Annotated in this window: 24 protein-coding genes and 1 pseudogene; 11 read left to right on the top strand and 14 right to left on the bottom strand. The window is 62.1% G+C overall.

What is annotated here, in order from left to right; all coding sequences use genetic code 11:
* Positions 1–438: 438 nt before the first annotated feature.
* The 8 genes and pseudogenes from QF039_RS07800 to QF039_RS07765 all read right to left on the bottom strand — a co-directional run bounded on the left by QF039_RS07800 (position 439) and on the right by QF039_RS07765 (position 5,985).
* Entirely contained in the window at positions 439–1,518 is a 1,080-nt protein-coding gene (locus QF039_RS07800; protein WP_003212528.1) for a sigma-54-dependent Fis family transcriptional regulator, read from the bottom strand.
* A 99-nt stretch (positions 1,519–1,617) separates the two neighbouring features.
* Positions 1,618–2,283 carry a methionine ABC transporter permease gene (locus QF039_RS07795; RefSeq protein ID WP_003212526.1) on the bottom strand — a complete coding sequence of 222 codons (666 nt, stop codon included), beginning with the start codon at positions 2,281–2,283 and terminating at the stop codon, positions 1,618–1,620.
* On the bottom strand, positions 2,280–3,026 hold the full coding sequence (locus QF039_RS07790) for a methionine ABC transporter ATP-binding protein (RefSeq protein ID WP_003212524.1): 747 nt from the start codon (positions 3,024–3,026) through the stop codon (positions 2,280–2,282). Before QF039_RS07790 ends, QF039_RS07795 begins: the two co-directional genes overlap by 4 nt.
* The gene (locus tag QF039_RS07785) at positions 3,023–3,817 is read right to left on the bottom strand and encodes a MetQ/NlpA family ABC transporter substrate-binding protein (protein WP_307517253.1); all 795 of its coding nucleotides are present in this window, start codon (positions 3,815–3,817) and stop codon (positions 3,023–3,025) included. Before QF039_RS07785 ends, QF039_RS07790 begins: the two co-directional genes overlap by 4 nt.
* 14 nt (positions 3,818–3,831) lie before the next feature.
* Positions 3,832–4,869: an isopenicillin N synthase family oxygenase gene (locus QF039_RS07780; RefSeq protein WP_087695231.1), complete on the bottom strand. Its 1,038-nt coding sequence runs from the start codon at positions 4,867–4,869 to the stop codon at positions 3,832–3,834.
* An 86-nt stretch (positions 4,870–4,955) separates the two neighbouring features.
* Positions 4,956–5,474: pseudogene (locus QF039_RS07775) on the bottom strand (thioredoxin family protein); the annotation flags it as partial.
* Between the two features lie 77 nt (positions 5,475–5,551).
* On the bottom strand, positions 5,552–5,731 hold the full coding sequence (locus tag QF039_RS07770) for a hypothetical protein (RefSeq protein ID WP_003212515.1): 180 nt from the start codon (positions 5,729–5,731) through the stop codon (positions 5,552–5,554).
* 11 nt (positions 5,732–5,742) lie between these two features.
* The gene (locus QF039_RS07765) at positions 5,743–5,985 is read right to left on the bottom strand and encodes a DUF2790 domain-containing protein (protein ID WP_087695229.1); all 243 of its coding nucleotides are present in this window, start codon (positions 5,983–5,985) and stop codon (positions 5,743–5,745) included.
* A 216-nt stretch (positions 5,986–6,201) separates the two neighbouring features.
* Here QF039_RS07765 and QF039_RS07760 point away from each other — a divergent pair, with 216 nt between their 5' ends.
* Positions 6,202–6,942: a response regulator gene (locus QF039_RS07760; RefSeq protein WP_003212510.1), complete on the top strand. Its 741-nt coding sequence runs from the start codon at positions 6,202–6,204 to the stop codon at positions 6,940–6,942.
* Positions 6,939–8,243 (top strand): ATP-binding protein, encoded by a 1,305-nt coding sequence (locus QF039_RS07755; RefSeq protein WP_003212508.1) that lies wholly within the window; start codon positions 6,939–6,941, stop codon positions 8,241–8,243. The genes QF039_RS07760 and QF039_RS07755 overlap by 4 nt, the downstream gene beginning before the upstream one ends.
* 820 nt (positions 8,244–9,063) lie before the next feature.
* Here QF039_RS07755 and urtE read toward each other — a convergent pair.
* The 5 genes from urtE to urtA all read right to left on the bottom strand — a co-directional run bounded on the left by urtE (position 9,064) and on the right by urtA (position 14,012).
* The gene (urtE, locus tag QF039_RS07750; protein ID WP_008430563.1) at positions 9,064–9,753 is read right to left on the bottom strand and encodes an urea ABC transporter ATP-binding subunit UrtE; all 690 of its coding nucleotides are present in this window, start codon (positions 9,751–9,753) and stop codon (positions 9,064–9,066) included.
* A gap of 10 nt (positions 9,754–9,763) precedes the next feature.
* A complete protein-coding gene (urtD, locus tag QF039_RS07745; RefSeq protein ID WP_307517252.1) occupies positions 9,764–10,522 on the bottom strand; it encodes an urea ABC transporter ATP-binding protein UrtD in 759 nt (252 codons plus the stop codon).
* A complete protein-coding gene (gene urtC / locus QF039_RS07740) occupies positions 10,519–11,679 on the bottom strand; it encodes an urea ABC transporter permease subunit UrtC (RefSeq protein WP_003218260.1) in 1,161 nt (386 codons plus the stop codon). The genes urtD and urtC overlap by 4 nt, the downstream gene beginning before the upstream one ends.
* A 10-nt stretch (positions 11,680–11,689) precedes the next feature.
* Complete coding sequence (gene urtB / locus QF039_RS07735) at positions 11,690–12,607, bottom strand: urea ABC transporter permease subunit UrtB (RefSeq protein ID WP_226478551.1); 918 nt, start codon at positions 12,605–12,607, stop codon at positions 11,690–11,692.
* Positions 12,608–12,803: 196 nt separating this feature from the next.
* Positions 12,804–14,012, bottom strand: a complete 1,209-nt coding sequence (gene urtA, locus QF039_RS07730; protein WP_003218263.1) for an urea ABC transporter substrate-binding protein — start codon at positions 14,010–14,012, stop codon at positions 12,804–12,806.
* A gap of 354 nt (positions 14,013–14,366) precedes the next feature.
* On the opposite strand from urtA, the gene QF039_RS07725 reads away from it, so the two are divergent.
* On the top strand, positions 14,367–17,753 hold the full coding sequence (locus QF039_RS07725; RefSeq protein WP_307517251.1) for an ATP-binding protein: 3,387 nt from the start codon (positions 14,367–14,369) through the stop codon (positions 17,751–17,753).
* A complete protein-coding gene (locus tag QF039_RS07720; RefSeq protein ID WP_177035854.1) occupies positions 17,728–18,426 on the top strand; it encodes a response regulator in 699 nt (232 codons plus the stop codon). Before QF039_RS07725 ends, QF039_RS07720 begins: the two co-directional genes overlap by 26 nt.
* Before the next feature lie 118 nt (positions 18,427–18,544).
* Here QF039_RS07720 and QF039_RS07715 read toward each other — a convergent pair whose 3' ends face one another.
* Entirely contained in the window at positions 18,545–19,375 is an 831-nt protein-coding gene (locus QF039_RS07715) for an IclR family transcriptional regulator (protein WP_003218269.1), read from the bottom strand.
* Between the two features lie 241 nt (positions 19,376–19,616).
* Between QF039_RS07715 and QF039_RS07710 the strand changes: the two genes are divergently transcribed.
* Genes QF039_RS07710 through QF039_RS07680 form a run of 7 tightly spaced genes read left to right on the top strand, consistent with a single transcriptional unit; the run spans position 19,617 to position 26,065 of the window.
* The gene (locus QF039_RS07710; RefSeq protein WP_301050094.1) at positions 19,617–20,645 is read left to right on the top strand and encodes an ABC transporter ATP-binding protein; all 1,029 of its coding nucleotides are present in this window, start codon (positions 19,617–19,619) and stop codon (positions 20,643–20,645) included.
* Entirely contained in the window at positions 20,642–21,487 is an 846-nt protein-coding gene (locus QF039_RS07705; RefSeq protein ID WP_003218273.1) for an ABC transporter permease, read from the top strand. The genes QF039_RS07710 and QF039_RS07705 overlap by 4 nt, the downstream gene beginning before the upstream one ends.
* Positions 21,488–21,491: 4 nt before the next feature.
* Positions 21,492–22,286, top strand: coding sequence for an ABC transporter permease (locus tag QF039_RS07700; protein ID WP_003218275.1), 795 nt, complete (start codon positions 21,492–21,494; stop codon positions 22,284–22,286).
* Complete coding sequence (locus QF039_RS07695) at positions 22,286–22,576, top strand: (2Fe-2S)-binding protein (protein WP_003218277.1); 291 nt, start codon at positions 22,286–22,288, stop codon at positions 22,574–22,576. Before QF039_RS07700 ends, QF039_RS07695 begins: the two co-directional genes overlap by 1 nt.
* On the top strand, positions 22,573–23,916 hold the full coding sequence (locus QF039_RS07690; protein ID WP_307517250.1) for an NAD(P)/FAD-dependent oxidoreductase: 1,344 nt from the start codon (positions 22,573–22,575) through the stop codon (positions 23,914–23,916). Before QF039_RS07695 ends, QF039_RS07690 begins: the two co-directional genes overlap by 4 nt.
* Complete coding sequence (locus tag QF039_RS07685) at positions 23,913–25,016, top strand: FAD-binding oxidoreductase (protein ID WP_008430551.1); 1,104 nt, start codon at positions 23,913–23,915, stop codon at positions 25,014–25,016. Before QF039_RS07690 ends, QF039_RS07685 begins: the two co-directional genes overlap by 4 nt.
* 17 nt (positions 25,017–25,033) lie before the next feature.
* A complete protein-coding gene (locus tag QF039_RS07680) occupies positions 25,034–26,065 on the top strand; it encodes an ABC transporter substrate-binding protein (RefSeq protein ID WP_003218283.1) in 1,032 nt (343 codons plus the stop codon).
* Position 26,066: the final 1 nt, after the last annotated feature.

Raw genomic sequence — 26,066 nt, 5'->3', positions numbered from 1 at the left:
TTGCCTGCGATGGCATCGCCTCGGTGTATCTGAAAAACCGAGTTGTCTGCATCGCAGGCAAGCCAGCTCCCACAGAAAAGCAGAGCTGCTTTCGCTCTGGTTTTTGATCTGGCTTTTAACACTCAGGTCGGCTTTCAGGCCGCCGTGCTTTTGCTTTTGATTTTGATCTGACTGCCCCAATAAGCCCGAGGCCGAACGCAGGTATTGCGGAGCGGGTAAACCGGCAGGACGCCGGTTTAGCCGCGCTGGGCCAAGGATGGCCCATCGCGGCGGCCCGCGGAGCAATGCCGGAGTGAGGGAACACCGAGCCCCAGCGAGGTGCCGACAGGCGGGGCAGAGCCCTTTGCTTACTTTGGGGCTTTTCCAAAGTGAGCCGCTGTAAGAGCGGAACCATAGGTGGCCGTTACCGAAGACACGGATATGTACCTCATCAAAAAATCAGGGTTTAACCCGCCCCTTGAGCATCCCATGATTCACCAAAAGCGTCCGCATGGCATTGCGCGTCACCCCCAACAACTCCGCCGTACGCAACTGATTAAACCCACAAAACGCAAACGCCTCCCGCACGATCAAATCCTCGATATCGTGCAACAACGAATCCCCAGGCACCTCGAACAACCGCAGCAACTGCTCCCGCACCACCTCCTGCGGAATCCTCGGCGCCCCGCTGTTAACGCTGGCATGCATCGCACTCAGCCCCGCAGAAAACTTCAAGTGCGACGGCATGATCGGCCTGTCCCCAGCCACCAAAAGCGCCAGGTGCACCACATTCTCCAGCTCACGAATATTCCCCGGCCACGGATAATCCAGCAACGCCTGGGTCGCCGACTCCGACAACATCGGCTCGGCGATTTTCAGCCTGGCACTGTAGAGCCGCCGAAAATGCTCAACCAACGGCAGGATATCCAGCGGCCGCTCACGCAACGGCAACACCTGCACCTGCGCCACGTTGATGCGATAGAACAGGTCAAGACGAAAGTTGCCCGCCTCCACCGCCTGCTCCAGGTCGATGTTGGTGGCCGTCACCAGCCGGATATTGATCTTGATCGGCTTGCGCGACCCCACTCGCACCACTTCCTGCTCCTGCAATACCCGCAGCAGCTTCACCTGCAACGGCAGCGGCAAGTCACCGATCTCATCGAGGAACAGGGTCCCGCCATCGGCTTCTTCAAACCAGCCGATCCGCCGCCCCGAGGCCCCGGAAAACGAGCCGGCCTCATGCCCAAAAAATTCGCTTTCCGCAAGGTTCTCGCTGATGGCCCCACAGTTCACCGGCACAAACGCACCGGTGCGGCCGCTGGCGCTGTGGATATAGCGCGCCACCAGCTCCTTGCCGGTGCCGGTCTCGCCATTGATCAACACCGGCGCTTCACTGGGGCCGACACGTTGCAAATATTCGAGCAGTTGCAGGGAACGCGGGTCGGCAAAAACCAGCGCCTTGGCGCGAATCGACAACGGGTCTTTTTCGCCCTGGGGCAAAGTCAGGATCGGCGTGGGATGCCCGTGGGGACGGTTCATGAAGAGTATTTCCCGGCGACGAGGTGAAGGTACGTAAGGGAACTTTACTCAGTCACGCATATAACTAGAAATATTAAAAATTCATTAGTACATAACCGTTTATCGACGATGCGCCAGCGACCTCACGCAACGATCCCCCAGGCTTTGCACGCCCTGGACCAGCACCACCAACACAATCACCGTCACCACCATGATCTGGTTATTGAAACGCTGGTACCCATAACGAATCGCCAGGTCGCCCAGGCCGCCACCGCCAATCACCCCGGCCATGGACGAAAAGCCGATCAGCATCACCAGGGTCAGGGTCAACCCCGCAAGCAAGGCAGGCAGCGCCTCCGGCAGCAGCACCTTGAAGATCACGTGCCGAATATCCCCGCCCATGGCAACGATGGCTTCGATACGCCCCTTGTCCACTTCGTCCAGCGCGTTCTCGACAATCCGCGCAAAGAACGGAAAGGCGCCAATGGTGATCGGCACCACGGCGGCAGTGCTGCCCAGGGTGGTGCCGACGATCAGCCGGGTCAGTGGAATCAAGGCAATCAGCATCACCACAAAGGGCAATGAGCGGCCCAGGTTGATCACCGCACCCAGCACACGGTTCACCCGTGGCAAGGGGAACAGCCCGCCGCGGCGACTGACAAACAGCAGCACCCCCAGGGGCAGGCCGATCAGCAAGGTAAAGACCGCCGCCAGCAGCACCATGTACAGGGTTTCGCCAGTGGCCGTGAGCAGCAGTTGCAGGATGTCGTTCCAGTCCGTTTTCATACTGCCCTCACCGCTGGCAGGCTGGGGGCCAGTGAGCGGCCCAGGCTTGAGGCGGGGTCGGCCTGCAATTGAATCAGGCTGCCGCTTTCCACCACACGCCCATTGGCCAGGGATACCGCGCTGTCGCAGATAGCCTTGACCACATCCAGCTCGTGGGTGATCAACACGATGGTCACCCCCAGTTGCCGATTGATACTGCGCAGCAGTTCCAGGATCGACGCGGTGGTTTCCGGGTCGAGGGCGCTGGTGGCTTCGTCCGACAGCAAATAATCCGGGCGCGCCGCCAGTGCCCGGGCGATGCCGACGCGCTGCTTCTGGCCACCGGACAGTTGCGACGGAAACGCCAGCGCCTTGTCACTCAGGCCGACCAGTTCCAGCAATTCCTTGACCCGGGCAACGCGCTCGGCCTTGGGCTGGCCGGCGATTTCCAGGGGCACCGCCACATTGTCGGCGACGTTGCGTGAATGCAGCAGGTTGAAACCCTGGAAGATCATGCCGATACGCTGGCGTTGCTGGCGCAATTGCTTGTCACTGAGCAGCGTCAGGTCCTGGCCGTCCATGAGGATGCGCCCGGAAGTCGGGCGCTCCAGCAGGTTCAGGCAACGTAGCAAAGTACTCTTGCCCGCCCCGCTCCGCCCCACGATCCCGAAGATCGAACCGTCGGCAATCTGCAATGACACGTTATCCAGCGCCGGCGGCTGGCCATCGGCGTAGGTTTTGCTGACCTGCTCGACGACGATCATTCGACAGCTACCGGAATCACCGAACCTGCATATTTCTCGGTGATGAACTTAGCCACCTCCGGCGAATTCAGGTCCTTGGCCAGCTGTTTGATCCGTGGGTCGTCCTGCAATTTCGGGGTGGTCACGAGGATATTCGCGTAGGGATTGCCCTGGGCTTTTTCCAGCCCAAGGGCATCCTTGGCCGGTGACAGGCCGGCCTCGAGGGCGTAGTTGCCATTGATCACGGCGAGGTCGACATCATCCAGGGCACGAGGAATCTGTGGTGATTCGATCTCGAGGATCTTCAGGTGCCTGGGGTTCTCGGCAATGTCCTTGGGCGTTGCCTGGTCCTTGGCCGGGTCGTTGAAACCGGGCTTGAGCGTGATCAGGCCGTTGGCTTGCAGCAGGTACAGCGCACGGCTCAGGTTGGTGACGTTGTTGGGCACGGCCACGGTGCCTTTATCCGGCACCTGGGCAAAGCTGGTGTGGCGATGGGAATAGATACCCAGCGGCTCGATATGCACGGTGGCCGCCACTGTGAATTTCTGGCCGAGAGCCTGTTCCTGGGAGTGCAGGTACGGCAAGTGCTGGAAGTAGTTGGCGTCCACATCACCGTGGGCCAGCAGTTCATTGGAGTTCACGCCGTTGGGGATTTCGATGATTTTCAGCTGCAGCTGCGGGTCGAGCGTCTGCACGTATTCGAGGATTTGCGCGTGGGGAATCGGGTCCGCCGCCACACGCAGGGCCTCGGCGGCCTGGGCGTCGAAGGAGGCAATCAGGACGGCCAGGGCCAGGGCTGTTTTCTTGAGCATGGTGATGTTCCTTATCAGGCGGACAGGGCTTGGGGAATCGTGGCATCGGCGTAAAACCGTTGGGCGACATCCGGATGGGAACGCAGGCGGCCCTTGAGGTAGTTCCAGCCGACGTCCCGCAGCAGCGGGTTACGCGGGTCACTGGTGGGGCCGTGGGCATCGCGCAGCAACTCGGGCGGCAACTGATACACCGGCACCACCGCGTCGAGTTGTGCACCGAGGAAAAACGCCAGGGACAAACGCTCGCTGCCCAGGGGCGGCGATTCGACCCGGTGCACCGTGGCACGCAGGTAGCCGTTGGTGGCCAGTTCCAGCAACTCGCCGATGTTCACCACCAGGGTGTCGGGGCGCGGCAAGGCGTCGATCCAGCGGCCCTCCTCCACTTCCACTTGCAGGCCGGCCTGCCGGTCTTGCAGGAGGAAGCTGAGAAAGCCGGAATCCTTGTGGGCACCGACGCCCTGGCGACTCTGCTGGGCGTGGCGGCCGGGGTAGCGGATCAGCTTGATGTGTTCGTTGGGCTTGGCGCCATACAGCGGGTCGAAAGCGTTTTCCGGCAGCGACAAGGCCTGGGCAAAGGCGCGCAACAGGCGCAGGGACATCTGCGTCATCGCCTGCTGCCAGGCCAGTAACAAGGGCTTGAGTTCAGGCAATGCGGCGGGCCATTGGTTGGGGCCTTGCAGGCGCGACCAGGCCGGTGAGTCCGGGCCCTGTTGCAGCGGCTCGCGCTCGGCGCCGAGGTCGAACTGTTCACGCAGGTCCGGCTGCCCCCGGGTGATCTCCGACGCGGCGCGGTTGTAGCCGCGAAAGTGTGGGGAGTTGATCATGCCGACAGCAAGCTTGTCGGCCTCCGGCAAGGCGAAAAACTGGCGCGCCTGCTGCTGCACCTGGGTGAGCAACCCGGCGTCGATGCCGTGGCCGGTGAGGTAGAAAAAACCGATATGCCGCGCAGCGTGGCGCAGGTCATCGAGAAACTGCCCACGCTGGGCCGGGCTGCCGTCGAGCAGCGCCAGGTCCAGCAGGGGCAAGGTGTTGATTGCCAGCGGGTGCGACATTGGGTGCTCACTCCATGAACAGGTACGTGGAGTGGTGAAGCTAAACGATCTAAAAACCCCGCAATAAATACCTTTTTGGCATTAGCTTAGGTTGGCGCGTTCGCCGCCCTGGCTTCTTCCAGCAGGGCCTGGATGACTTTCTCCTGATTGTCGTAGCGGCCCTCGCCGAAATGGCTGTAGCGCACTTTGCCGGTGGCATCGAAGAAGTAATGGGCCGGCCAGTACTGGTTATCGAAGGCGCGCCAGATGCGGTAGTCGTTGTCGATGGCCACCGGGTAATGGATGTCCAGCTTCTTGACCTGGCTGCGTACGTTATCCAGGACTTTCTCATAGGCGTTTTCCGGCGTGTGCACACCGATCACCACCAACCCGTCCCTGGCGTACTTCTTCGCCCACTGATTGACGTACGGCAGGCTGCGCTGGCAGTTGACGCAGTCGTAGGTCCAGAAATCCACCAGCACCACCTTGCCCTTCAGGCCCTCGGCCGTCAGCGGCGGCGAGTTGAGCCAGGCCACCGCGCCGTCGAGGGACGGCATGCGCTCATCGGACTGGCTGAAACTTTCGGCATCGACGTTGTTGATCAGGTAGTTCACCGCCTTGGGCACGCCGACCAAGGCAACCACCAGTGCCAACAGCAGCAGGCCTTTTGAGCGGCGCAGGTATCGGATGAAGTTCATGGGTGTCACCTCGTGGCCGGGGGTGTTTCGGCGCGTTTGCGAGCCGCGCCGTTTTGCGCCAGCGGCGTGTTCTGGAAGCAGGTTTCACTGCCGGTGAGTTTTTTCGCGGTAGCGGCGTTCACATCCGCCGCCACACCCGCCATGGAAAACGCCAGGGCACTGAGAAAGCTGTTGAGTGGGGTCATGGCCGGTCTCCTCAGCTGCCTTCAAGGCAATTGCTGGAAAATTTGCGGTAGTCGAGGACGTGGCGCTGGCCCTCGGAATCGAGGTAGGTCAGGTGCGAGTTGACGATGCCGCACAGCGCGCCACCGGACTCTTCGGAGATCGACAGCACCTGGTGGATATCCGGCTGGCTGGCGGTGGTTTCGGCATGGGCGGCAACACTCAGGCCAGTGAGTAAGGCAAACAGGCAACTGGCATAGGCAGCTTTGATGGTCATGGGTGGTTCCCCGGGGGTTCAAGTGGGCCGAGGCGGATTACCTCGATGGGCTCATTTGAACCTTGCGAGGTATCCGGATTGTGTCGGCCAGGCCCGGATTTTTGCGTCGATGTGTATCTCGTCACCGCCAGATACACTGCAATACAAAGGGCACAAGGCAAGCCCGCCGCCAGTGGCTAGACTGCGCATCAATGACTAATCAACGAGGAAGGCAGCATGGATCACGTCGATCACATTCTGATTGTCGATGACGATCGGGAGATCCGCGAACTGGTGGGCAACTACCTGAAAAAGAACGGCCTGCGCACCACCGTGGTGGCTGACGGCCGGCAGATGCGCAGCTTCCTCGACACCACGCCCGTGGACCTGATCGTGCTGGACATCATGATGCCCGGCGACGACGGCTTGCAGCTGTGCCGCGAACTGCGGGTGGGCAAGCACAAGGCCACGCCGATCCTGATGCTCACCGCGCGCAACGATGAAACCGACCGCATCATCGGCCTGGAAATGGGCGCCGACGATTACCTGGTCAAGCCCTTCGCCGCCCGTGAACTGCTGGCCCGCATCAACGCCGTGCTGCGGCGCACACGGATGCTGCCGCCAAACCTGGTGGTGACCGAAAGCGGCCGGCTGATCCGCTTTGGCCGCTGGCGCCTGGACACCACCGCCCGCCATCTGCTGGACGAAGACAACACCCTGGTGGCCTTGAGCGGTGCCGAATACCGTTTGCTGCGCGTCTTCCTCGACCATCCGCAACGGGTGCTCAACCGTGACCAGTTGCTGAACCTGACACAGGGCCGGGACGCGGACCTGTTCGACCGCTCCATCGACCTGCTGGTCAGCCGCCTGCGCCAGCGCCTTTTGGACGACGCCCGCGAACCGGCCTACATCAAGACCGTGCGCAGCGAAGGCTATGTGTTCTCCCTGGCCGTGGAAATCCTTGGGGACCCGGCATGACCCTCACGTTCCGCTGGCCGCGCACCCTCGCGGCGCAACTGACGGTAATTTTCATCGTCAGCCTGCTGTGCGCCAACGCCCTGTCGTTCAGTGCGCAGTTCTATGAGCGCTACATGAGTGCCCGCAGCGTAATGCTGGGCAACCTGGAAAACGACGTATCGACGTCGATCGCGATCCTCGACCGCCTGCCCGCCGCCGAGCGTGCCAGCTGGCTGCCGCGCCTCGACCGCAACGCCTACCGCTACCTGCTGAATGCCGGCGAACCCGGCGAGCCGATGGCCAGCGACAACGTGCCCATGGCCGCGACGTCGATTTCCGATGCGTTGGGCGAGCATTACCCACTGACGTTTCGCGACATCCCGGGCCTGCAAAAACACTTCCAGGCGCACCTGACACTGGCCGATGGCAGCCCGGTCACGATTGATGTCTATCCCAAGCCGATCCCGTTTGCGTTCTGGCTGCCGGTGGTACTGGTGCTGCAACTGGTGGTGTTGCTGGTGTGCACCTGGATCGCCGTGCGCATCGCCATCCGCCCGCTGACACGCCTGGCACGGGCAGTGGAAACCCTCGACCCGAATGCCCGCCCGACACCGCTGGACGAAACCGGCCCCACCGAGGTGGCGCATGCGGCGGCGGCGTTCAACGAAATGCAGAAGCGGATTGCCGAGTACCTCAAGGAGCGCATGCAGATTCTGGCGGCGATCTCCCATGACTTGCAGACGCCGATCACCCGCATGAAATTGCGTGCCGAGTTCATGGAGGACTCGGTGGACCGGGAAAAGCTCTGGAGTGACCTGGGGGAAATGGAGCATCTGGTGCGCGAGGGTGTGGCGTATGCCCGCAGTGTGCATGGGTCGACCGAGGCCAGTTGCCGGATCGACCTGGATGCGTTTCTCGACAGCCTGGTGTTTGATTACCAGGATATGAACAAGCAAGTGAGTTTGACCGGTAAAAGCGCGGTGGTTTTGGATACGCGGCCCCATGCGTTGCGTCGGGTGCTGGTGAACCTGGTGGACAACGCGCTGAAATTTGCCGGGGAGGCGCAGTTGGAGGTGGGGTCGACGGCGGCGGGTGAGCTTTCGATCAAGGTGCTGGACCGGGGGCCGGGGATTGCCGAGGATGAACTGGTGCAGGTGATGCAGCCGTTTTACCGGGTGGAGAGTTCGCGTAATCGTGGCACTGGTGGTACAGGGCTGGGGTTGGCGATTGCCCAGCAACTGGCGGTGGCGATTGGTGGGGAGTTGACGTTGAGCAACCGGGACGGCGGGGGGTTGTGTGCGCAGGTTCGGCTGGAGCTGTGACGGGCGGTGTGTATATCCATTATTTGGGTGATGGCTTGTATCGGTTCCGCTCTTACAGCGGCTCACTTTTGAACAGCGCAAAAGTAAGCAAAACGCTCTTGCCCCACCACTCGGCTCCTCGCCTAGGCTCGGAGTGCCCTCACTCCGGCTTTGGACCGTGGGCCGCCGTCATGGGCCATCCTTGGCCCAGGACGGCTAACCCGGCGTCCTGCCGGGTTACCCACGCTCCAAAGCCTGCGTTCGGCCAGCGTGGTTTAACGGGGCGCCCAAGATCAAGATCAAAAGCAGATCAAGAGCACAGCGGCCTACCGGCCGGCTTGAGTGTTGTAAATCAAAAGATAATGCGGGCACGGTCCAAATGTGGGAGCGGGCTTGCTCGCGAAGGTCGTTAACGATGACGCGGGCATTCTGGATGAACGCGGCGCTCTCAGGTTTTTCGCGAGCAAGCCCGCTCCTACAGAAGAGCAGCTCTGCTTTCGCTCTGGTTTTTGATCTGGCTTTTAACACTCAGGTCGGCTCTCAGGCCGCCGTGCTCTTGCTTTTGATCTTGATCTGACTGCCCCAATAAGCCCGAGGCCGAACGCAGGTATTGCGGAGCGGGTAAACCGGCAGGACGCCGGTTTAGCCGCGCCGGGCCATGGATGGCCCGTCGCGGCGGCCCGCGGAGTAATGCCGGAGTGAGGGAACGCCGAGCCACAGCGAGGCGCCGACAGGCGGGGCAGAGCGCTTTGGTTACTTTGCCGCTTTTGCAAAGTGACTCGCTGTAAGAGCGAAACCATAAGCCGCCGTTACCCAAATAACGGATATGTACCCAGCCAGGTCAAACCGACAAATACCGACTGATAGTCGCCTCATCCACCCGATCCCGAGTTTCCTCAATCACAAACCTCCCCTTCTCAATCACCAAAAACCGATCAGCAATTTCCAAAGTAAACGACAACACCTGCTCAGAAACAACAATCGTCAAATCCCGCAAATTGCGAATCTCCTTAAGCGTACGAGCAATGTCCTTGATGATCGAAGGCTGAATCCCCTCAGTCGGCTCATCGAGCAACAACACCTTGGGATTCGTCGCCAACGCCCGGGCAATCGCCAACTGCTGTTGCTGCCCCCCAGACAAATTCCCACCCTTGCGCGAACGCATGTCATAGAGCACCGGAAACAGCGCATACAAATCCTCAGGCACCCTGCCCCGGGCCGCCGCCGGCAACCCAGTCTGAATATTCTCCAACACACTCATGCTGGGAAAAATCATCCGCCCCTGCGGCACATAGGCAATCCCCCGCTCCACCCGCTCATGGGTTTCAAGCGCAGACACATCATGCCCATCCACACTCACCTGCCCCTGCCACTGCGGCAAAATACCCATCAGGCTCTTGAACAACGTGGTCTTGCCCATCCCGTTGCGCCCCATCACCGCGACGATCTCACGCTTCGCCACATCCAGTTCCAGGTCGTGAAGAATCTGGCTCTGCCCGTACCCACACGACAGTTTGTCGATCTTGAACATGCCCGACTCCTCAGTGGCCCAAATACACTTCAATGACTTTCGGATTGCTCTGCACCGACTCCATGCTGCCCTCGGCCAGCACCTTGCCCTGATGCAAAACCGTGACCTTGTGGGCAATGCTCTTGACGAACTCCATGTCATGCTCGATCACCAACACCGAGCGCCCCTGGCTGATGCGCTTGAGCAACTCGGCCGTTTGCGCCCGCTCGTTGACGCTCATCCCGGCCACCGGCTCGTCGAGCATCAGCAATTCAGGGTCTTGCATCAGCAGCATGCCAATCTCCAGCCACTGCTTTTGCCCGTGGGACAGCAGGTCCGCCTGCTGCTGCAACAAGTCGCCGAGGAAGATTTCCCGCGCCACCTCCTCGACCCGCGCAATCACCTGGACATTACGCTTGAAAAACAGCGCGCCCCACACCTTGCGCCCGGCCGGATACGACATCTCGAGGTTTTCAAACACCGTGAGGTTTTCGTAGATCGATGGGTTCTGGAACTTGCGCCCTACCCCGGCGCGCACGATGTTGTATTCGCGCATTTTGGTCAGTTCCTGGCCGTCGAACTGGATGCTGCCACTGGTGGCGCGGGTCTTGCCGCAGATCAAATCCAGCACCGTGGTTTTGCCGGCGCCGTTGGGCCCGATCACCACCCGCACTTCATTGCGGTCGATATACAGGTTGAGGTTGTCGACAGCCTTGAAGCCATCGAATGACACGGTGAGGCCTTCGATAGCCAACACCGGTTTTTTCATCTCAAAACCGACGGCGGTCATGGCTGTGTCTCCAGGATCTTGGCTTCAGCCTTGGGCTTGATCTTCGCCGGTTCGGCCTTGACCACCGGCTTGCGCCGCAACACCCGGGCCAGGGCCTGGCGACCATGGCTGTCCCACAACCCCGCCAGGCCGTTGGGGAAGTACATGACCACGGCGATAAACAACCCGCCCATCAGGTACAGCCACAGCTCGGGGAAGGATTCGGAAAAGTAGGTCTTGCCATAGTTCACCAGCAACGCGCCATACACCGCGCCCAGCAACGACATGCGCCCGCCCACCGCGGCAAAGATCACCATCTCGATGGACGGCACGATGCCCACGAACGACGGCGACATAAAGCCCACCTGCAAGGCAAACATCGCCCCGCCAATCGCCGAGAACGCCGCTGCCACGCAGAACACGAAAATCTTGAAGCTGGCCACGTCATACCCGGAAAACCGTACCCGCTCTTCCTTGTCGCGCATGGCCATCAACAGCCGGCCCAGCTTCGAGGCGAGGATGAAACGGCCAATGAAGATGCAGCCGAACAACAGCCCGGCGTTGATGAAATACAGGATCATCTTCGCGCCGTCACCGCGCAGGTCCCAGCCCAGCAGGGTCTTGAGGTCAGTAATGCCATTGACACCACCGGTAAGGCCTTGCTGGCCGACGATCAGCACCGTGAGGATCAGCGCAATCGCCTGGGTGACGATGGAGAAATACACATCGCCCACCCGCCGCTTGAACAGCGCCATGCCAATGATGAACGCCAGCAGCACCGGCACCGCAATCACCGCGAACAAGGTAAACGTGAAGCTGTGGAACGGCTGCCAGAGCCACGGCAATTCGGTGATCTGGTTCCAGTCCATGAAGTCCGGGATGCCCGGGGTGGACTGGATCTTGGTGCTGATCGGGTCCGAGGCCTCAAGCTTCAGGAACATCGCCATGCAGTAGCCGCCGACGCCGAAAAACACGCCTTGCCCCAGGCTGAGAATCCCGCCATAGCCCCAGCACAGCACCAGGCCCACCGCGACGAACGCGTAGGTCAGGTACTTGCCGACCATGTTCAGCCGGAAGGCGTCCAGGGTCAGCGGGAACACCACGAGGATCAACAGCGCCAACAGCACGATGCCGATCAGGTTTTGCTGGCCGCCCAGCAGTTTGTCTAGAGCCTTCATCGGTTCGCCTCTACTTGCGCACTTTGATGGAGAACAACCCTTGCGGGCGCAGCATCAGGATCAGGATCACCGACGACAGCGTCAGCACCTTGGCCATCGAGCCACTGAGGAAAAACTCCGACAGCGATTGGGTCTGGGCAATCACGAACGCCGAGGCAATGGTGCCGAACAGGCTTTGCGCGCCGCCGAACACCACCACCAGGAAGGTGTCGACGATGTACTGCGAACCGGCAGTCGGCCCGGTGGAGCCGATGGTGGTGAACGCCGCACCGGCCACGCCCGCCACGCCGCAGCCGAGGGCGAAGGTCATGCGGTCGACCTTGCGCGTGTTGATGCCCACCGCCCGGCTCATCAAGCGGTTCTGCACGGTGGCGCGCACCTGCAAGCCCCAGCGCGAACGGTAGAGCATGACGAAGATCGCCCCGGTCAGCAGCAAGGTCAGGCCCATCATGAACAGGCCGTTGCGCGGGATTTCGATGGCGTCGGTGAGGTTCACCGAGCCCATCAGCCAGGCCGGCGGTTCGGCGCTCACTTCACGGGCGCCGAACACCGAGCGGAAGGTTTGCTGCATCACCAGGGACAAACCCCAGGTGGCGAGCAAAGTGTCCAGGGGCCGCTTGTACAAGCGGCTGATCATCGCCCATTCCACCAGCCAGCCCACGGCGCCGGCAACGAGGAATGAGAGGGCAATGGCAACGAAAAAGTAGTACGGCTGAAAGCTTGGCGCGAAATGCGCGGTAAGGCTTGAACAGACGTAGGTGGTGTAGGCGCCAATGGTCAGGAACTCACCGTGGGCCATGTTGATCACGCCCATCTGGCCGAAGATGATTGCCAGTCCCAATGCCATCAGCAACAGCACGCAGAACACGGACAAGCCGTTGAACCCCTGCATCGCCGCGATGGCTCCAAATTCCGATAGCCATTCCATGATGATGGTCTCCTGAGCGGGAGGTTGAAATGCAATCTGCTTCTGCTTTATGTGGGAGCTGGCTTGTGTGGGAGCGGGCTTGCTCGCGAATACGGTGTGTCAGTACCGGATGCACTCACTGATTCACCGCTTTCGCGAGCAAGCCCGCTCCCACACAAAACCAGTTCCCACATTCAGATCAGCGCCAGACCCGAGGTTATTGATAGCCTTTCGGAAACGGATTCGGCTCGATCAGATCCGACTCGTAGATCACCTTGAACTGGCCATTGGGCTGCACTTCACCAATGCGCGACTTGCTCCACAGGTGATGGTTTTCGTGGATCTTCACATAGCCTTCCGGCGCGTTTTTCAACTCGATGCCAGGCGATGCGGCGACGACTTTATCCACGTCGAAACTGCCAGCCTTCTCCACAGCCGCTTTCCACAACCATGGGCCGAGGTAGGCCGCCTGGGTCACGTCGCCAATCACTGCGTCCTTGCCGTACTTGGCCTTGAACGCTTCCACGAAGGCTTTGTTGTTCGGGTTGTCGAGGCTCTGGAAGTACTTCATCGAGGCATAGAAGCCGGCCATGTTTTCGCCGCCGATGCCCAGCAGTTCGTCTTCGGTCACCGACAGGGTCAACAGGGTTTGCTTGGACGCGTTCACGCCCGCTGCGTTGAGCTGTTTGTAGAAGGCCACGTTGGAGCCGCCCACCACGGCGGCAAACACCACGTCAGGCTTTTTCAGCTTGACCTTGTTGATCAGCGAACCGAACTGGGTATTGCCCAGCGGGTAGTAGTCTTCGCCGACCACGGTGCCGTGCAGGACATTTTCAATGTGCTTGCGCGCGATCTTCATCGAGGTGCGCGGCCAGATGTAGTCCGAGCCCACCAGGTAGAAGGTTTTGGCGCCCTTGGTCTTGGCGATCCAGTCGAGGCTGGCAAGGATTTGCTGGGTCGCTTCCTGGCCGGTGTAGATCACGTTTTTCGACTGTTCCAGGCCTTCGTAGAAGGTCGGGTAGTAGAGCAGGCCGTTTTCTTTCTCGAAGATCGGCAATACGGCTTTACGTGAAGCGGAGGTCCAGCAGCCGAACACTGCGGCCACCTTGTCGTTCACCAGCAGTTTCTTGGCCTTTTCGGCGAAGGTCGGCCAGTCGGACGCGCCGTCTTCCTGGATCACCTTGATCTGCCGCCCGAGGATCCCGCCCGAGGCGTTGATCTGCTCGATGGCCAGGCGTTCGGCCTGGATCGAACCGGTTTCGGAAATCGCCATGGTGCCGGTGGCCGAGTGCAACTGGCCGACGGTGACTTCGGTCGGCGTCACCGCCAGGCCTTCGTTGTCGGCCATTACGCCATGGCTGAACAGACTCGCCGCCAGCAGTGATAAAGCCAACAACGGTTTGGAGCGGATCAATCGTGATTCCATGGGGCGACTCCTCTGCAATGAGGGGTTCAGCATGGCGGCAGGTGGCCACGGCGGGTATACGCAGCCTGACGTAACGGGATACGTCATTTGACGTATGCCGTTGCGCACCATTTTCGAGCAGGATCCCGCCCGCCTTGGGAAAGGAACCCCCTGTGGCGAGGGAGCTTGCTCCCGTTGGGCTGCGCAGCGGCCCCAAAACCGGCGACCCGGTTCTGCCTGGAAAAATGAAGTGGTCTTGCTGGGCCTGCTTCGCAGTCCAACGGGAGCAAGCTCCCTCGCCACGAAGAGCGCACCCCGCAGGACTGGGGCACGAATATTGCTGCTATCTCCCCATCCTTGCAGGAGTTCCCCACCGTGCACCCCCTCCCCGGCACCCAGCGCATCGTCAAGATCCGCCGCGACTACAATTCCTGGGTCGCCGACGAGACCATGGAAGACTACGCCCTGCGCTACACCCCGAAGTCCTTCCGCAAATGGTCGGAACTGCGCATCGCCAACACCGCCTTGGGCGCGGTGTCGTTCCTGGCGCTGGAGGCCATCGGCGGCGTATTGGCCTTGAGCTACGGCTTTACCAACACCTTCTGGGCGATCCTCGCCATCAGCCTGGTGATCTTTCTCACCGGCCTGCCCATCAGCTACTACGCCGCCCGCTATGGCGTAGACATGGACCTGCTGACCCGCGGCGCAGGCTTCGGCTATATCGGTTCCACCATCACGTCGCTGATCTACGCCAGCTTCACCTTCCTGTTCTTCGCCCTGGAAGCGGCGATCATGGCCCTGGCCCTGGAGTTGTATTTCCATATCCCGCTGGCCATCGCCTATGTCATCTGTTCACTGCTGGTGATCCCGCTGGTGGCCTACGGCGTAACGCTGATCAGCCGCCTGCAACTGTGGACGCAACCGCTGTGGCTGGTGCTGTTGGTGCTGCCCTATGGCTTCGTGTTGTGGAAAAACCCCGAGGCCTTCAGCGACTGGACCAGCTTTGTCGGCCGCAGCAGCGACGGCGGCGACTTCAATCTGCTGTCGTTCTGCGCCGCCTGCACCGTGGCGCTGTCGCTGGTCACGCAGATCGGCGAACAGGTGGACTACCTGCGCTTCCTTCCGGAAAAAACCAGCGCCAACCGCAAGCGCTGGTGGGCCGCGCTGTTATGCGCCGGGCCCGGCTGGATCGTGCCGGGGGCGTTGAAAATGTTCGCCGGGGCGTTCCTGGCGTTCCTCGCCCTGCAACATGAAATCCCCATGGAGCGCGCCGCCGAGCCAACCCAGATGTACCTCGTCGCGTTCGGCTATGTGTTCTCCTCTCCCGAATGGGCGCTGGGGGCGATGGTGCTGTTCGTGTTCATCTCGCAGATGAAGATCAACCTGACCAACGCCTACGCCGGCTCCCTGGCCTGGTCGAACTTCTTTGCCCGCGTGACCCACAGCCATCCCGGCCGCGTGGTGTGGCTGGTGTTCAACGTCGCCATTGCGCTGATGCTGATGGAGCTCGGCGTGTTCGATGTGATCGAGCAGGTGCTGGGGCTCTACGCGAATATCGCGATTGCCTGGATCGGCACGCTGGTAGCGGACCTGGTAATCAACAAGCCCCTGGGCCTGTCACCCAAGCACATCGAATTCAAGCGTGCGCACCTCTACGATATCAACCCGGTGGGCGTCGGCTCGATGCTGATTGCCTCGCTGCTGTCGATTCTCGCCCACTTCGGCCTGTTCGGCGCCCTGGCCCAGGCTGCGCCACCGTTTGTCGCGCTGGGTACCGCGTTAATCATGGCGCCGCTATTGGCGTGGCTGACCAAGGGCCGCTACTACATTGCGCGCAGCAGCGAGGCGCAATTGATTCACCCGCAACCCGGCACCGGCCTGGTGATCTGCGGGCTGTGCAGCAACCCGTTCGAGACCGCCGACATGGCGTTCTGCCCGGCCTACAGCACGCCGATCTGCTCGCTCTGTTGCTCACTGGATGCGCGTTGCGGCGACCGTTGCAAACCCCACGCGCGCCTGGCCAGCCAGTTCGAAGGGGTGCTGCGCTGGTTGCTGCCGACGACGTTGGTACCGCGCCTGCATACGCGGCTGGCGCATTACCTCGGATTGTTGATGGCGCTGGTGCTGATGCTCGCCGGGGCGCTGGCGCTGATCTACATGCAGGCGGCCCAGGGTTTGCCCCATTCGCAAACCTTGTACCAGGCGTTTTTCAAGGCGTTCCTCACGCTCTCGGTGCTGGCCGCCGTACTCGCCTGGTGGGTAGTACTCACCCGCGAAAGCCGGCGGGTGGCCCAGGAAGAATCCGACCGGCAAACCTCGCTGCTGATGCAGGAGATCGCCGCCCACAGCCTCACCGACCAGGCCCTGCAACAGGCCAAGGAAGCCTCGGAAGCAGCGAACGCGGCCAAGAGTCGCTACGTCACCGGGCTGTCCCACGAGCTGCGCACGCCGCTCAACAGCATCCTTGGCTTCACCCAGATCCTGCAGCGCGACAGTGCCATGCCCGAACAGCATCAGGACGCCCTGGCGACCATCCTGCGCAGCGGCTCGCACCTGCTGTCGCTGATCGACGGCCTGCTGGACGTGGCGAAGATCGAGGCCGGCAAGCTGCGCCTGGAGCTCACCGAAATCCCCTTCCCGGAACTGATCCACGACCTGGAGCAGATGTTCACCCCCCAGGCCGAAGACAAGGGCCTGCGCTTTCGCCTGGACTGCGTGGGCAAGATCCCCGCCGTGGTGCGTGGTGATGAAAAACGCGTGCGGCAGATCCTGATCAACCTGCTGGGCAACGCGATCAACTTCACCGACAGCGGCGAAGTGCGCCTGCGGGTCAGCTACATGCGCGAGACCGCCAACTTCGAGATCATCGACACCGGCATCGGGATTGACCCCGAACAGATCGAGCGGATTTTCCAGCCGTTTGAACGCGGCGACCTGATGCGCCAGGACAAGGGCGTGGGTCTGGGCCTGACCATCACACGCATGCTGACCTCGCTGATGGGCGGCGAATTGCGGGTGGTCAGCGAGCTGGACAAGGGCACCTGCTTCCAGGTACGGCTGTTCCTGTCCCAGGTCCGCGTGCCGCAAGCCGTGGTGCATGTGGAGCACGACATCATCGGCTACCACGGCGAACGACGGCGCATCCTGGTGGTGGATGACCACGTGGACCATCGCAAGGTGCTCAGCGGCATGCTCACGCCCCTGGGCTTCGAGGTGTCCCAGGCCAGCAACGGCCAGGAGGCGATCCGCCAGGTGGCGCTGCTGTCGCCGGACCTGATCCTGATGGACCTGTCGATGCCGACCATGGACGGCTGGGCCACCAGCAGGCTGATCCGGCGTAACGCGTTGTCCACCGCGCCGATAATCATCATCTCCGCCAACGCCTTCACCGACGACCGCGAACGCAGCATCGCCGGCGCCTGCAACGACTACCTGGCCAAGCCGGTGCGTACCCCTGAACTGCTCGGACGCCTGCAACTGCACCTGAACTTGCAATGGCTGCGCCGTCGCACACCGCTCGGCGCGCCGGTCGCGACCCAAGGCGCGCTACCCAGCGCAGAAGAACTCGCGGTGCTCGCCGAACTGAGCGCCATTGGCTATGTGCGTGGTTTGCATGAAAAGCTCGACGCCATCGTGCTGGACAGCCCAGGTACCGCACCGTTCATCAACAAGCTCCGGGCCTTGCTGAAAAGCTTTCGCCTGGAAGAACTCAACCGCATCCTGAAGGAGGCCGAAGATGAATGCCTTGACCCACAGCGCTGAGCCCGGCGTGGTGCTGATTGTCGACGACACCCCGGACAACCTGGCCATGCTCTCCGACGCCCTGGACGACGCCGGCTACATGGTGCTGGTGGCGCTGGACGGCCTCAGCGCGCTGAACCGCGTACAACGCCGGCGCCCGGATTTGATCCTGCTGGACGCGGTGATGCCCGGGTTGGACGGATTTGAAACCTGCCGCCGGCTCAAGGCGCAACCGGCCAGCGCGGATATTCCGGTGGTGTTCATGACCGGGCTCACCGACAGCAAGCATGTGGTGCAGGGGTTCGAGGTGGGCGGCAGCGATTACGTGACCAAGCCGATCCAGACCGATGAAGTGCTGGCGCGGGTGGCGGCGCATTTGCGTACGTCGCGGATTTTGCTGTCGGCGCGGGCGGCGACACAGCCGAGCGTGATCACCCTGGAGGATGAGCCGGCGCACAAGCTATTGTCGGCGCGGTTTCAACTGACGGAGCGGGAGGTGGAAGTGCTGCGTTGGGTGGCGTGTGGCAAGACCAATCGGGATATTGGCGACATTCTTGGGTTGAGTCCGAGGACGGTGAACAAGCATCTGGAGCATGTGTATGTGAAGCTGGGAGTGGAGACGCGCACGGCGGCGACTTCGGTGGCGATGGCGGCGATGAGTCCAATCCGGATCCCACAGATGGCCACGGTCTAAAATGTGGGAGCGGGCTTGCTCGCGAATGCGGTGTGTCAGTCACCAAATTTTTTACTGATACACCGCATTCGCGAGCAAGCCCGCTCCCACATTTGATCTGTGTCGTTACTGGTATTACCTACCCACCGAAGATCTGCGACGGCCGACGCAATGTCGGGTCAAACGGGTTGATCTTCGGCCCGATCGCCGCCGCCTCGCGCTTCAACAACTCCACCACCGTCGGCAACCGCCCCGGCCCCAGCCGGTCGCTGATGGTCGCCACACTCAACGCCGCCACCGCATGCCCATTGCGATCCAGGATCGGCACCGCCAACCCGGCCATGCCTTCCAGCACCCCGGTATTGCGCGCCGCATACCCCAACCGCCGCACACTCTCCACCTCCGAACGCAAAAACACCTCGTCGTACAGGTGAAAATCCTTGAGCCGCGGCAAGTTGTAGCGGATCACCGTCTCGCGCTCTTCCTCCGGCAAAAACGCCAAAATCGCCAGGCTGCCCTGCCCCACGCCCAGCGCAACGCGGCCGCCGATATCACCGGTAAAGGTACGGATCGGATACGGCCCCTCACTGCGGTCCAAGCAGATCGCATCAAACCCGCTGCGCGCCAGCAGGAACAATGAATCCCCCAAGGATGCACTGAGGCGCAACATGCTCGGCCGCACCAGGTCCCGCAGGTTGCCGGTGTTGCCCGCATTCGCCGCCAGGGCAAAGAACTCCAGGCTCAGCCGATAGCGCTTGCTGCGCGCATCCTGCTCCACCATGCCCTCGTCCATCAGGCTGCGCAGCAGTCGGTGGGTGGTGGGTTGCGACAGCCCCACCTGCTGCGCCAGTTGCGTCACCCGTTCACCACCGTCCGGCGCCGCGCCGAGGATGCGCAGTAATGCAAACAACCGGGAGACGCCACCGGCGCCGACTTCCTTGACACTTTCATTCCGCTCAGTGGAATCCATAAGCCGATATCTCACACTAAATTCTGGTCAGTGAATGAAACTGAAAAAAGTACTCTATCCAGTGAAATTCCATCTTCCGCCATCCTAGTCTTTCGCCCTAATCTGCGTCCACAGGGGCGAAATGAACAACTAACGGCAGCCGACTCAAGATCGAGCGCCAACGCACCCGCAACACCCTTTTCGCATCTGCCCAAAACAAAAAAGCGCGTTTCGACGCGACTCAAAAAGGTGGAACGCAGACATGGCTTTTCTCCAACTCAACGCCTTGAGCAAACGCTACGGCGCCGTCGACGCGGTGGTCGCCACTGATCTTGCGGTGGAAAAAGGCGAATTCGTGTCCCTGCTCGGCCCCTCGGGCTGCGGCAAGACCACCACCTTGCAAATGATCGCCGGCTTCGTCGACGTCACCGGTGGCCAGATCGTCCTCGACGGTCGCGACATCACCCACGCCAAACCCGCCAGCCGCGGCCTCGGCGTGGTGTTCCAGAGCTACGCGCTGTTCCCCCACATGAGCGTGCGCGACAACGTCGCCTTCGGCCTGAAGATGCGCAAGGTGCCTGCCACTGAGATCGCAAGCAGAGTCAAGACCGTGCTGGAACTGGTGCGCCTGGCGCCACACGCCGAGCGCTACCCGCGGGAGCTGTCCGGCGGCCAGCGCCAGCGCGTGGCCCTGGCCCGCGCCCTGGTGATCGAGCCGCCGGTGTTGCTGCTGGACGAGCCGCTGTCGAACCTCGACGCCAACCTGCGCGAAGAGATGCAGTTCGAGATCCGTCGCATCCAGTGTGAAGTCGGGATCACCACCCTGATGGTCACCCACGACCAGGCCGAGGCGCTGTCCATCAGCGACCGGGTAGTAGTGATGCAGGCCGGGCGCGTGACGCAGATCGACGCGCCGTACAAACTCTATGAACACCCGCGCACACGCTTCATCTCGGATTTTGTCGGCAAGGCCAACCTGCTGGCGGGCGACTTCGATCAACTCGGCGCGCCGCAAGTGCGCTTCGAGCCGGGCAACGGCGAGCTGACCCTGAGCCTGCGCCCGGAAAAGATCGACCTGGTGGCCGCCGGCTCAGGGCGCCTGCAAGGCACGATCCTCGACAGCTACTTCTTCGGCAGCCAATGGCTGTATCGCATCAAGACCGAGATCGGCGAGCTGACCGTGGTCCGCCGCAATGACGGCAGCGCGCCATTGGCTTGCGGCGCTGCAGTGGGCCTGGACTGGGAGTCGAACCTGTTGCGGGTGCTGGCCGCGGATGAGGTGCGCGCATGAGCCGTGGCTACCTGTTGTCGTTGCCGGCGCTGGTGTTGTTTTTCGGGCTGCTGATCCTGCCCCTGGGCCTGACGCTGGTGCTGTCGTTCAACGTGTTCGACTATCAGGTAGGGGTGAAGGCCGATGAGTGGACCTTCGCCCACTACCTGTCGCTGTTCAGCGATTCTTACTTCTACGAGATCTTCTGGCGCACCTTCTGGATCAGTGCCCTGGTGACCTTGCTCTGCGTGGTGATCGGGGTGCCCGAGGCCTACATCCTCAGCCGCATGGGCACGCCGTGGCGCTCGATCTTTCTGATCCTGATCCTCACGCCGCTGCTGATTTCGGTGGTGGTGCGGGCCTTTGGCTGGAGCCTGCTACTGGGTGCCGATGGCCTGGTGAACCAGGTGATCCAGGCCCTCGGCGGCAAACCGGTGAAGCTGCTGTACACCTCGTTCGCGGTGATCATCGCACTGGTGCACGTGATGCTGCCGTTCATGATTATCCCGGTGTGGACCTCCCTGCAAAAACTCGACCCGTCGGCGGAACAGGCAGCGCTGTCCCTGGGTGCCAGCCAGGCCACGGTGATGCGCAAGATCGTGTTGCCGCAGGTGATGCCCGGCGTACTCTCCGGCACCCTGATCGTGTTCGGCCTGGCCGCCAGCTCCTTCGCGATCCCCGGCCTGTTGGGCGGACGCCGGCTGAAGATGGTCGCCACGGTGGTCTACGACCAATACCTCTCGGAACTCAACTGGCCCATGGGCGCGACCATCGCGGTGGTGCTGCTGTTGGTCAACTTGCTGATCATGCTGAGCTGGAACCGCATGGTCGAAGGCCGCTACAAAAAGTCCCTGGGAGTATAAGACGATGTCCAGAAACGGTCCTTTGGCCCTGGGCTTTCACGGCCTGGTGGTGCTGTTCATGATGGCGCCGCTGGTGGTGGTGTGCCTCGTCGCCTTCACCCCGGAAAACACCTTGAGCCTGCCCACCTCGGGCTTCTCCCTGCGCTGGTTTCATGCGGTGTTCGAGCGCGCGGACTTTATCCAGGCGTTCTACAACAGCCTGGTCCTGGCGTTCGTTGCCGCCACCCTGGCGACGTTGATCGCGGTGCCGGCGGCGCTGGCAATCAGTCGCTACCAGTTCCCCGGCCGTAACTTCTTCAGTGCGCTGTTCCTCTCGCCGATCATCATCCCGCACCTGGTGCTGGGGGTGGCGATGCTGCGGCTGTTCGCAATGATGGGCGTCAACGGCAGCTTCACCTGGTTGATGCTGGCCCACGTGGTGATCATCACGCCTTACGTATTGCGCCTGGTATTGGCGGCCGCCATCGGCATTGACCGCAGCGCCGAGCAGGCTGCCGAATCCCTCGGCGCCAGCCGCTTCACTCTGTTTCGCCAGATCACCTTGCCGATGATTCTGCCCGGCGTGGCCGGCGGCTGGTTGCTGGCGTTTATCAACAGTTTCGATGAAGTGACCCTGTCGATCTTTGTCAGCTCGCCGGCCACCCAGACCTTGCCGGTGCGCATGTACGTGTACGCCACCGAATCCATCGACCCGATGATGGCGGCCGTGTCGGCGCTGGTGATCGGGTTGACGGCGGCGGCAATGATTCTGCTGGACCGGGTCTACGGCCTGGATCGCGTGTTGGTAGGGAAACATTGATGGCACTGTTCAAACGACTGGCCGAGACCGAGCGGCCCAGCCTGGCGTTCACCCTCGATGGACAGCCTGCCACGGGCCTACTCGGGGACACCTTGCTGACTGCCGTACTGACCTGCGCCGAGCACCTGCGGGGCAGTGATTTCAGCGCCGAACGCCGCGCCGGTTTCTGCTTGATGGGGGCCTGCCAGGATTGCTGGGTACGCCTGGAAGATGGTCGACGAGTGCGCGCCTGTTCGACCTTGCTGGAAGACGGCCAGGCGATTCGCCGTGACCCGGGGCGCCAGGCATGAAGAGCGTGGTGATAGTGGGCGCAGGCCCGGCGGGCATTACCGCAGCCCGGACCTTGCTGGACCATGGCGTAACCCCGGTGTTGGTGGACGAGAGCCTGCGCGGTGGCGGCCAGATCTATCGGCGCCAGCCGGCGAACTTCCAGCGCTCGGCCAAGCAGCTGTATGGGTTTGAAGCGGGCAAGGCGACAGCGCTGCATCGCACCATGGATGAGCTGGCCACCCGGATCGACTACCGGCCGGAAACCCTGGTGTGGAATGCGGAAAATGGCCGCCTGGACATGCTCAACAACGGCCACGCCGAAAGCATCGAATACGCGCAGATCATCGTCGCCACGGGCGCCACCGACCGCATCCTGCCCGTGCCGGGCTGGACGCTGCCCGGTGTGTACAGCCTGGGCGCGGCGCAAATCGCGCTGAAGTATCAAGGCTGCGCCATCGGTGAGCGTGTCGCGTTTTGCGGCAGCGGGCCGTTGCTGTACCTGGTGGCGTATCAGTACGCCAAGGCCGGGGCCAGGGTGGTGGCGGTGCTCGACAGCGCGCCGTTCAGCGCCCAATGCCGCGCCCTGCCGGCATTGCTCGGCCAGCCGGCGACCCTGGCCAAGGGTTTGTACTACCGCGCCTGGCTAACGGCCCACGGCATCCCGGTGCATCAAGGGGCAACGTTGTCGCACATCAACGGCGAGCAACGAGTGACGGGCATCCACTGGGACCAGCAGAAAATCGCCTGTGATGCCGTGGCCTTCGCCCATGCCCTGCGCAGCGAGACCCAACTGGCGGATTTACTTGGGTGTGAATTTGCCTGGAATGCATTGAACCGCGCCTGGTTGCCCCAGCGAGATGCGGCCGGGCGTAGCAGTGTCGCGGGGGTGTATCTGGCTGGCGACGGTGCAGGAATCATGGGCGCCGATGCGGCGCAAATGGCCGGCGAGCGAGCGGCATTGGCCTTGCTCGAAGACAGCGGTGTTGCCATCGACCACCGTCGCGGGCCCGTGCTGGAACAACAACTGGCAGGTATCCAGCGCTTTCGCCACGGCCTGGAAACCGCCTTCCCCTTCCCGGAAAACTGGGCCGCTGAAGCTCCGGACGAACTGATCCTGTGCCGCTGTGAAGAAGTCAGCGTCGGCGAAGTACGCGCGGTGGTGGACGAAGGCCACTGGGAAGTGAACCGGGTCAAGGCCCATTGCCGGGTTGGCATGGGCCGCTGCCAGGGCCGGATGTGCGGGCTCGCAGCGGCAGAAATCATTGCCGAACGCAGTGGCCGCGAGATTGAAAACGTTGGCCGCCTGCGTGGCCAGGCACCGATCAAACCCTTGCCGTTTGGCGTGGAGGTGCAGCCATGATCGACAGTGAAGTGATCGTGTTGGGTGGCGGGATTGTCGGGGCCTCGGCGGCTTTGATGCTGGCGCAGAAAGGTCGCCGCGTGGTGCTGCTGGAGCGGGACTTTTGTGGCTCGCACTCCAGTGGTGTGAACTATGGCGGCGTGCGGCGCCAGGGGCGGCCATTGCACCAACTGCCGCTATCGCAACGTGCCCATGAGCTATGGTCCGACTTGCCGGGGCTGATTGGCATTGACGGCGAATACGTGCGCTCCGGGCATTTGAAACTGGCCCGCAGTCATGACGATCTGGCGGCTCTGCAGGCTTACGCCGACGCTACACGCGGCTTTGGCCTGGGCCTGCAAATGCTCGACCACGCTCAACTGCGCGCCCGGTTCCCGTGGGTGGGTGATGTGGCAGTCGGCGCGTCGTTATGCCCCGAAGACGGCCACGCCAATCCGCGCCTGGTCTCCCCCGCCTTTGCCCGCGCAGCGCAACGCCACGGTGCTCGGGTGATGGAGCAAACCGAAGTCACCCATCTTGAACATGACGGCCAGCGGTTTCAGTTGCGCTGTGCCAATGGGCTGCAGCTGCAAGCCCCCTGGCTGCTGAACTGCGCCGGCGCCTGGGCCGGCACCGTGGCCGCGCACTTTGGCGAGCCGGTGCCGATGACCTCGGCGCACCCGGCGATGCTGGTGACCGAGCCGTTGCCGGTGGTGATGGACGTGAGCACCGGGGTCGAAGGCGGCGGGATTTATGCGCGGCAAGTCGCCCGGGGCAATTGCATCCTCGGTGGCGGGCGCGGCTTTGCCCTGGGCCCGCAACAAGCCCGCCCGGGGCAAGCGGCGGTGCTGGAGATTCTGCGCAATGCCGGCGAGTTGTACCCGTTCCTCAAGGGCGCCCAGGCGATCCGTACCTGGAGCGGCACCGAAGGTTATCTGCCCGACCACGAACCGGTGATCGGCGACAGCAGCACCCAACCCGGCCTGCTTCACGGTTTCGGCTTTGCCGGCGCCGGGTTCCAGCTCGGCCCTGCGGTCGGTGAAGCCCTGGCAGAGATCGTCTGCACGGGGGCCAGCCGGCAGCCCATCGAAGCATTTTCCATCCGTCGTTTCCAAGCCTGAGAGGAAGATTCATGCACATGATCAAACGTACTGCGCTGTCTTGCCTGTCCCTCGCCCTGTTGAGCACGGCGGCCCACGCCGCACCGACGCTGTACCTGGGCATGAACGGCGGCACCATGGAGCGGGTCTACGCCGACAAGGTGCTGCCCGCGTTCGAAAAGGCCAACAACGTCAAGGTGGTGATCGTGCCGGGCACCTCGTCGGACATCCTGGCCAAGGTGCAGGCCAACAAGGACAACCCGCAGATGCACGTGATGTTCCTCGACGACGGCATCATGTACCGCGCGATTTCCATGGGGTTGTGCGAGAAGCTCACGCCCAATCCGACCCTGGATCAGATTCCGGCCAAGGCGAAGATCAAGGAAGAAGCGGTTGCGGTGACGCTCGGGGTGACCGGGTTGGGTTACAACGCCAAGATGTTCAAGGAAAAGGGCTGGGCGCCGCCGACGTCGTGGATGGACCTGGCCGACCCGCGCTTCAAGGACAAGGTGGTGTTCCAGTCGTTGGCCTCGTCCACATTTGGGTTGCATGGTTTCCTGATGTTCAACCGGATTCAGGGGGGCAGCGAGACCAACGTGGAGCCGGGGTTCAAGGCCTGGCCGAAAACGGTTGGGCCGAATGTGCTGGAGTACATCGCCAGCTCGGCGAAGATTTCCGAGATGGTGCAGACGGATGAGGCGGCGATCTTTCCGCTGACGCCGACGCAGGTGACCACGCAGCAGTTGTTGGGTGTGCCGATGGAGTATGCGCAGCCGAAGGAAGGCGCGGTGGTGTTGAACGTGGCGGAGTGTGTGATTGCGCGGAATGACCAGCCGGAGTTGGCGCAGAAACTGGCGCAGTTCTTGTTGACCGCAGAGGCGCAGGCGCCGGCTTTGGAACTGGGGGATCAGATTCCTTCGAATCCTACGACGCCGACTACCGACAAAACCCGGGCGCGGGTGGAGGCGATGAACAGTTATTTGCAGACGGCGATTTCGATTGACTGGGACCAGGTGAACCAGGCACGGCCCGAGTGGAATGCGCGGTGGAGTCGGTCGATTGAGCGGTAGA

This window comes from Pseudomonas sp. W2I6, from assembly GCF_030815935.1.
GTDB lineage: Bacteria > Pseudomonadota > Gammaproteobacteria > Pseudomonadales > Pseudomonadaceae > Aquipseudomonas.
This window is presented reverse-complemented; position numbering and strand designations above follow the sequence as displayed.

Bases quoted from the DNA above. Each gene is read 5' to 3' on its own strand.
- QF039_RS07710 (WP_301050094.1), top strand. From the start codon at position 19,617: ATGGCTTTTCTCCAACTCAACGCCTTGAGCAAACGCTACGGCGCCGTC.
- QF039_RS07800 (WP_003212528.1), bottom strand. From the start codon at position 1,518: ATGAACCGTCCCCACGGGCATCCCACGCCGATCCTGACTTTGCCCCAG.
- urtA (WP_003218263.1), bottom strand. From the start codon at position 14,012: ATGGAATCACGATTGATCCGCTCCAAACCGTTGTTGGCTTTATCACTG.
- QF039_RS07685 (WP_008430551.1), top strand. From the start codon at position 23,913: ATGATCGACAGTGAAGTGATCGTGTTGGGTGGCGGGATTGTCGGGGCC.
- QF039_RS07720 (WP_177035854.1), top strand. From the start codon at position 17,728: ATGAATGCCTTGACCCACAGCGCTGAGCCCGGCGTGGTGCTGATTGTC.
- urtB (WP_226478551.1), bottom strand. From the start codon at position 12,607: ATGGAATGGCTATCGGAATTTGGAGCCATCGCGGCGATGCAGGGGTTC.
- QF039_RS07765 (WP_087695229.1), bottom strand. From the start codon at position 5,985: ATGACCATCAAAGCTGCCTATGCCAGTTGCCTGTTTGCCTTACTCACT.
- urtC (WP_003218260.1), bottom strand. From the start codon at position 11,679: ATGAAGGCTCTAGACAAACTGCTGGGCGGCCAGCAAAACCTGATCGGC.
- QF039_RS07785 (WP_307517253.1), bottom strand. From the start codon at position 3,817: ATGCTCAAGAAAACAGCCCTGGCCCTGGCCGTCCTGATTGCCTCCTTC.
- QF039_RS07700 (WP_003218275.1), top strand. From the start codon at position 21,492: ATGTCCAGAAACGGTCCTTTGGCCCTGGGCTTTCACGGCCTGGTGGTG.
- QF039_RS07715 (WP_003218269.1), bottom strand. From the start codon at position 19,375: ATGGATTCCACTGAGCGGAATGAAAGTGTCAAGGAAGTCGGCGCCGGT.
- QF039_RS07770 (WP_003212515.1), bottom strand. From the start codon at position 5,731: ATGACCCCACTCAACAGCTTTCTCAGTGCCCTGGCGTTTTCCATGGCG.
- QF039_RS07795 (WP_003212526.1), bottom strand. From the start codon at position 2,283: ATGAAAACGGACTGGAACGACATCCTGCAACTGCTGCTCACGGCCACT.
- QF039_RS07760 (WP_003212510.1), top strand. From the start codon at position 6,202: ATGGATCACGTCGATCACATTCTGATTGTCGATGACGATCGGGAGATC.
- urtE (WP_008430563.1), bottom strand. From the start codon at position 9,753: ATGTTCAAGATCGACAAACTGTCGTGTGGGTACGGGCAGAGCCAGATT.
- QF039_RS07705 (WP_003218273.1), top strand. From the start codon at position 20,642: ATGAGCCGTGGCTACCTGTTGTCGTTGCCGGCGCTGGTGTTGTTTTTC.
- urtD (WP_307517252.1), bottom strand. From the start codon at position 10,522: ATGACCGCCGTCGGTTTTGAGATGAAAAAACCGGTGTTGGCTATCGAA.
- QF039_RS07680 (WP_003218283.1), top strand. From the start codon at position 25,034: ATGATCAAACGTACTGCGCTGTCTTGCCTGTCCCTCGCCCTGTTGAGC.
- QF039_RS07755 (WP_003212508.1), top strand. From the start codon at position 6,939: ATGACCCTCACGTTCCGCTGGCCGCGCACCCTCGCGGCGCAACTGACG.
- QF039_RS07790 (WP_003212524.1), bottom strand. From the start codon at position 3,026: ATGATCGTCGTCGAGCAGGTCAGCAAAACCTACGCCGATGGCCAGCCG.
- QF039_RS07695 (WP_003218277.1), top strand. From the start codon at position 22,286: ATGGCACTGTTCAAACGACTGGCCGAGACCGAGCGGCCCAGCCTGGCG.
- QF039_RS07690 (WP_307517250.1), top strand. From the start codon at position 22,573: ATGAAGAGCGTGGTGATAGTGGGCGCAGGCCCGGCGGGCATTACCGCA.
- QF039_RS07780 (WP_087695231.1), bottom strand. From the start codon at position 4,869: ATGTCGCACCCGCTGGCAATCAACACCTTGCCCCTGCTGGACCTGGCG.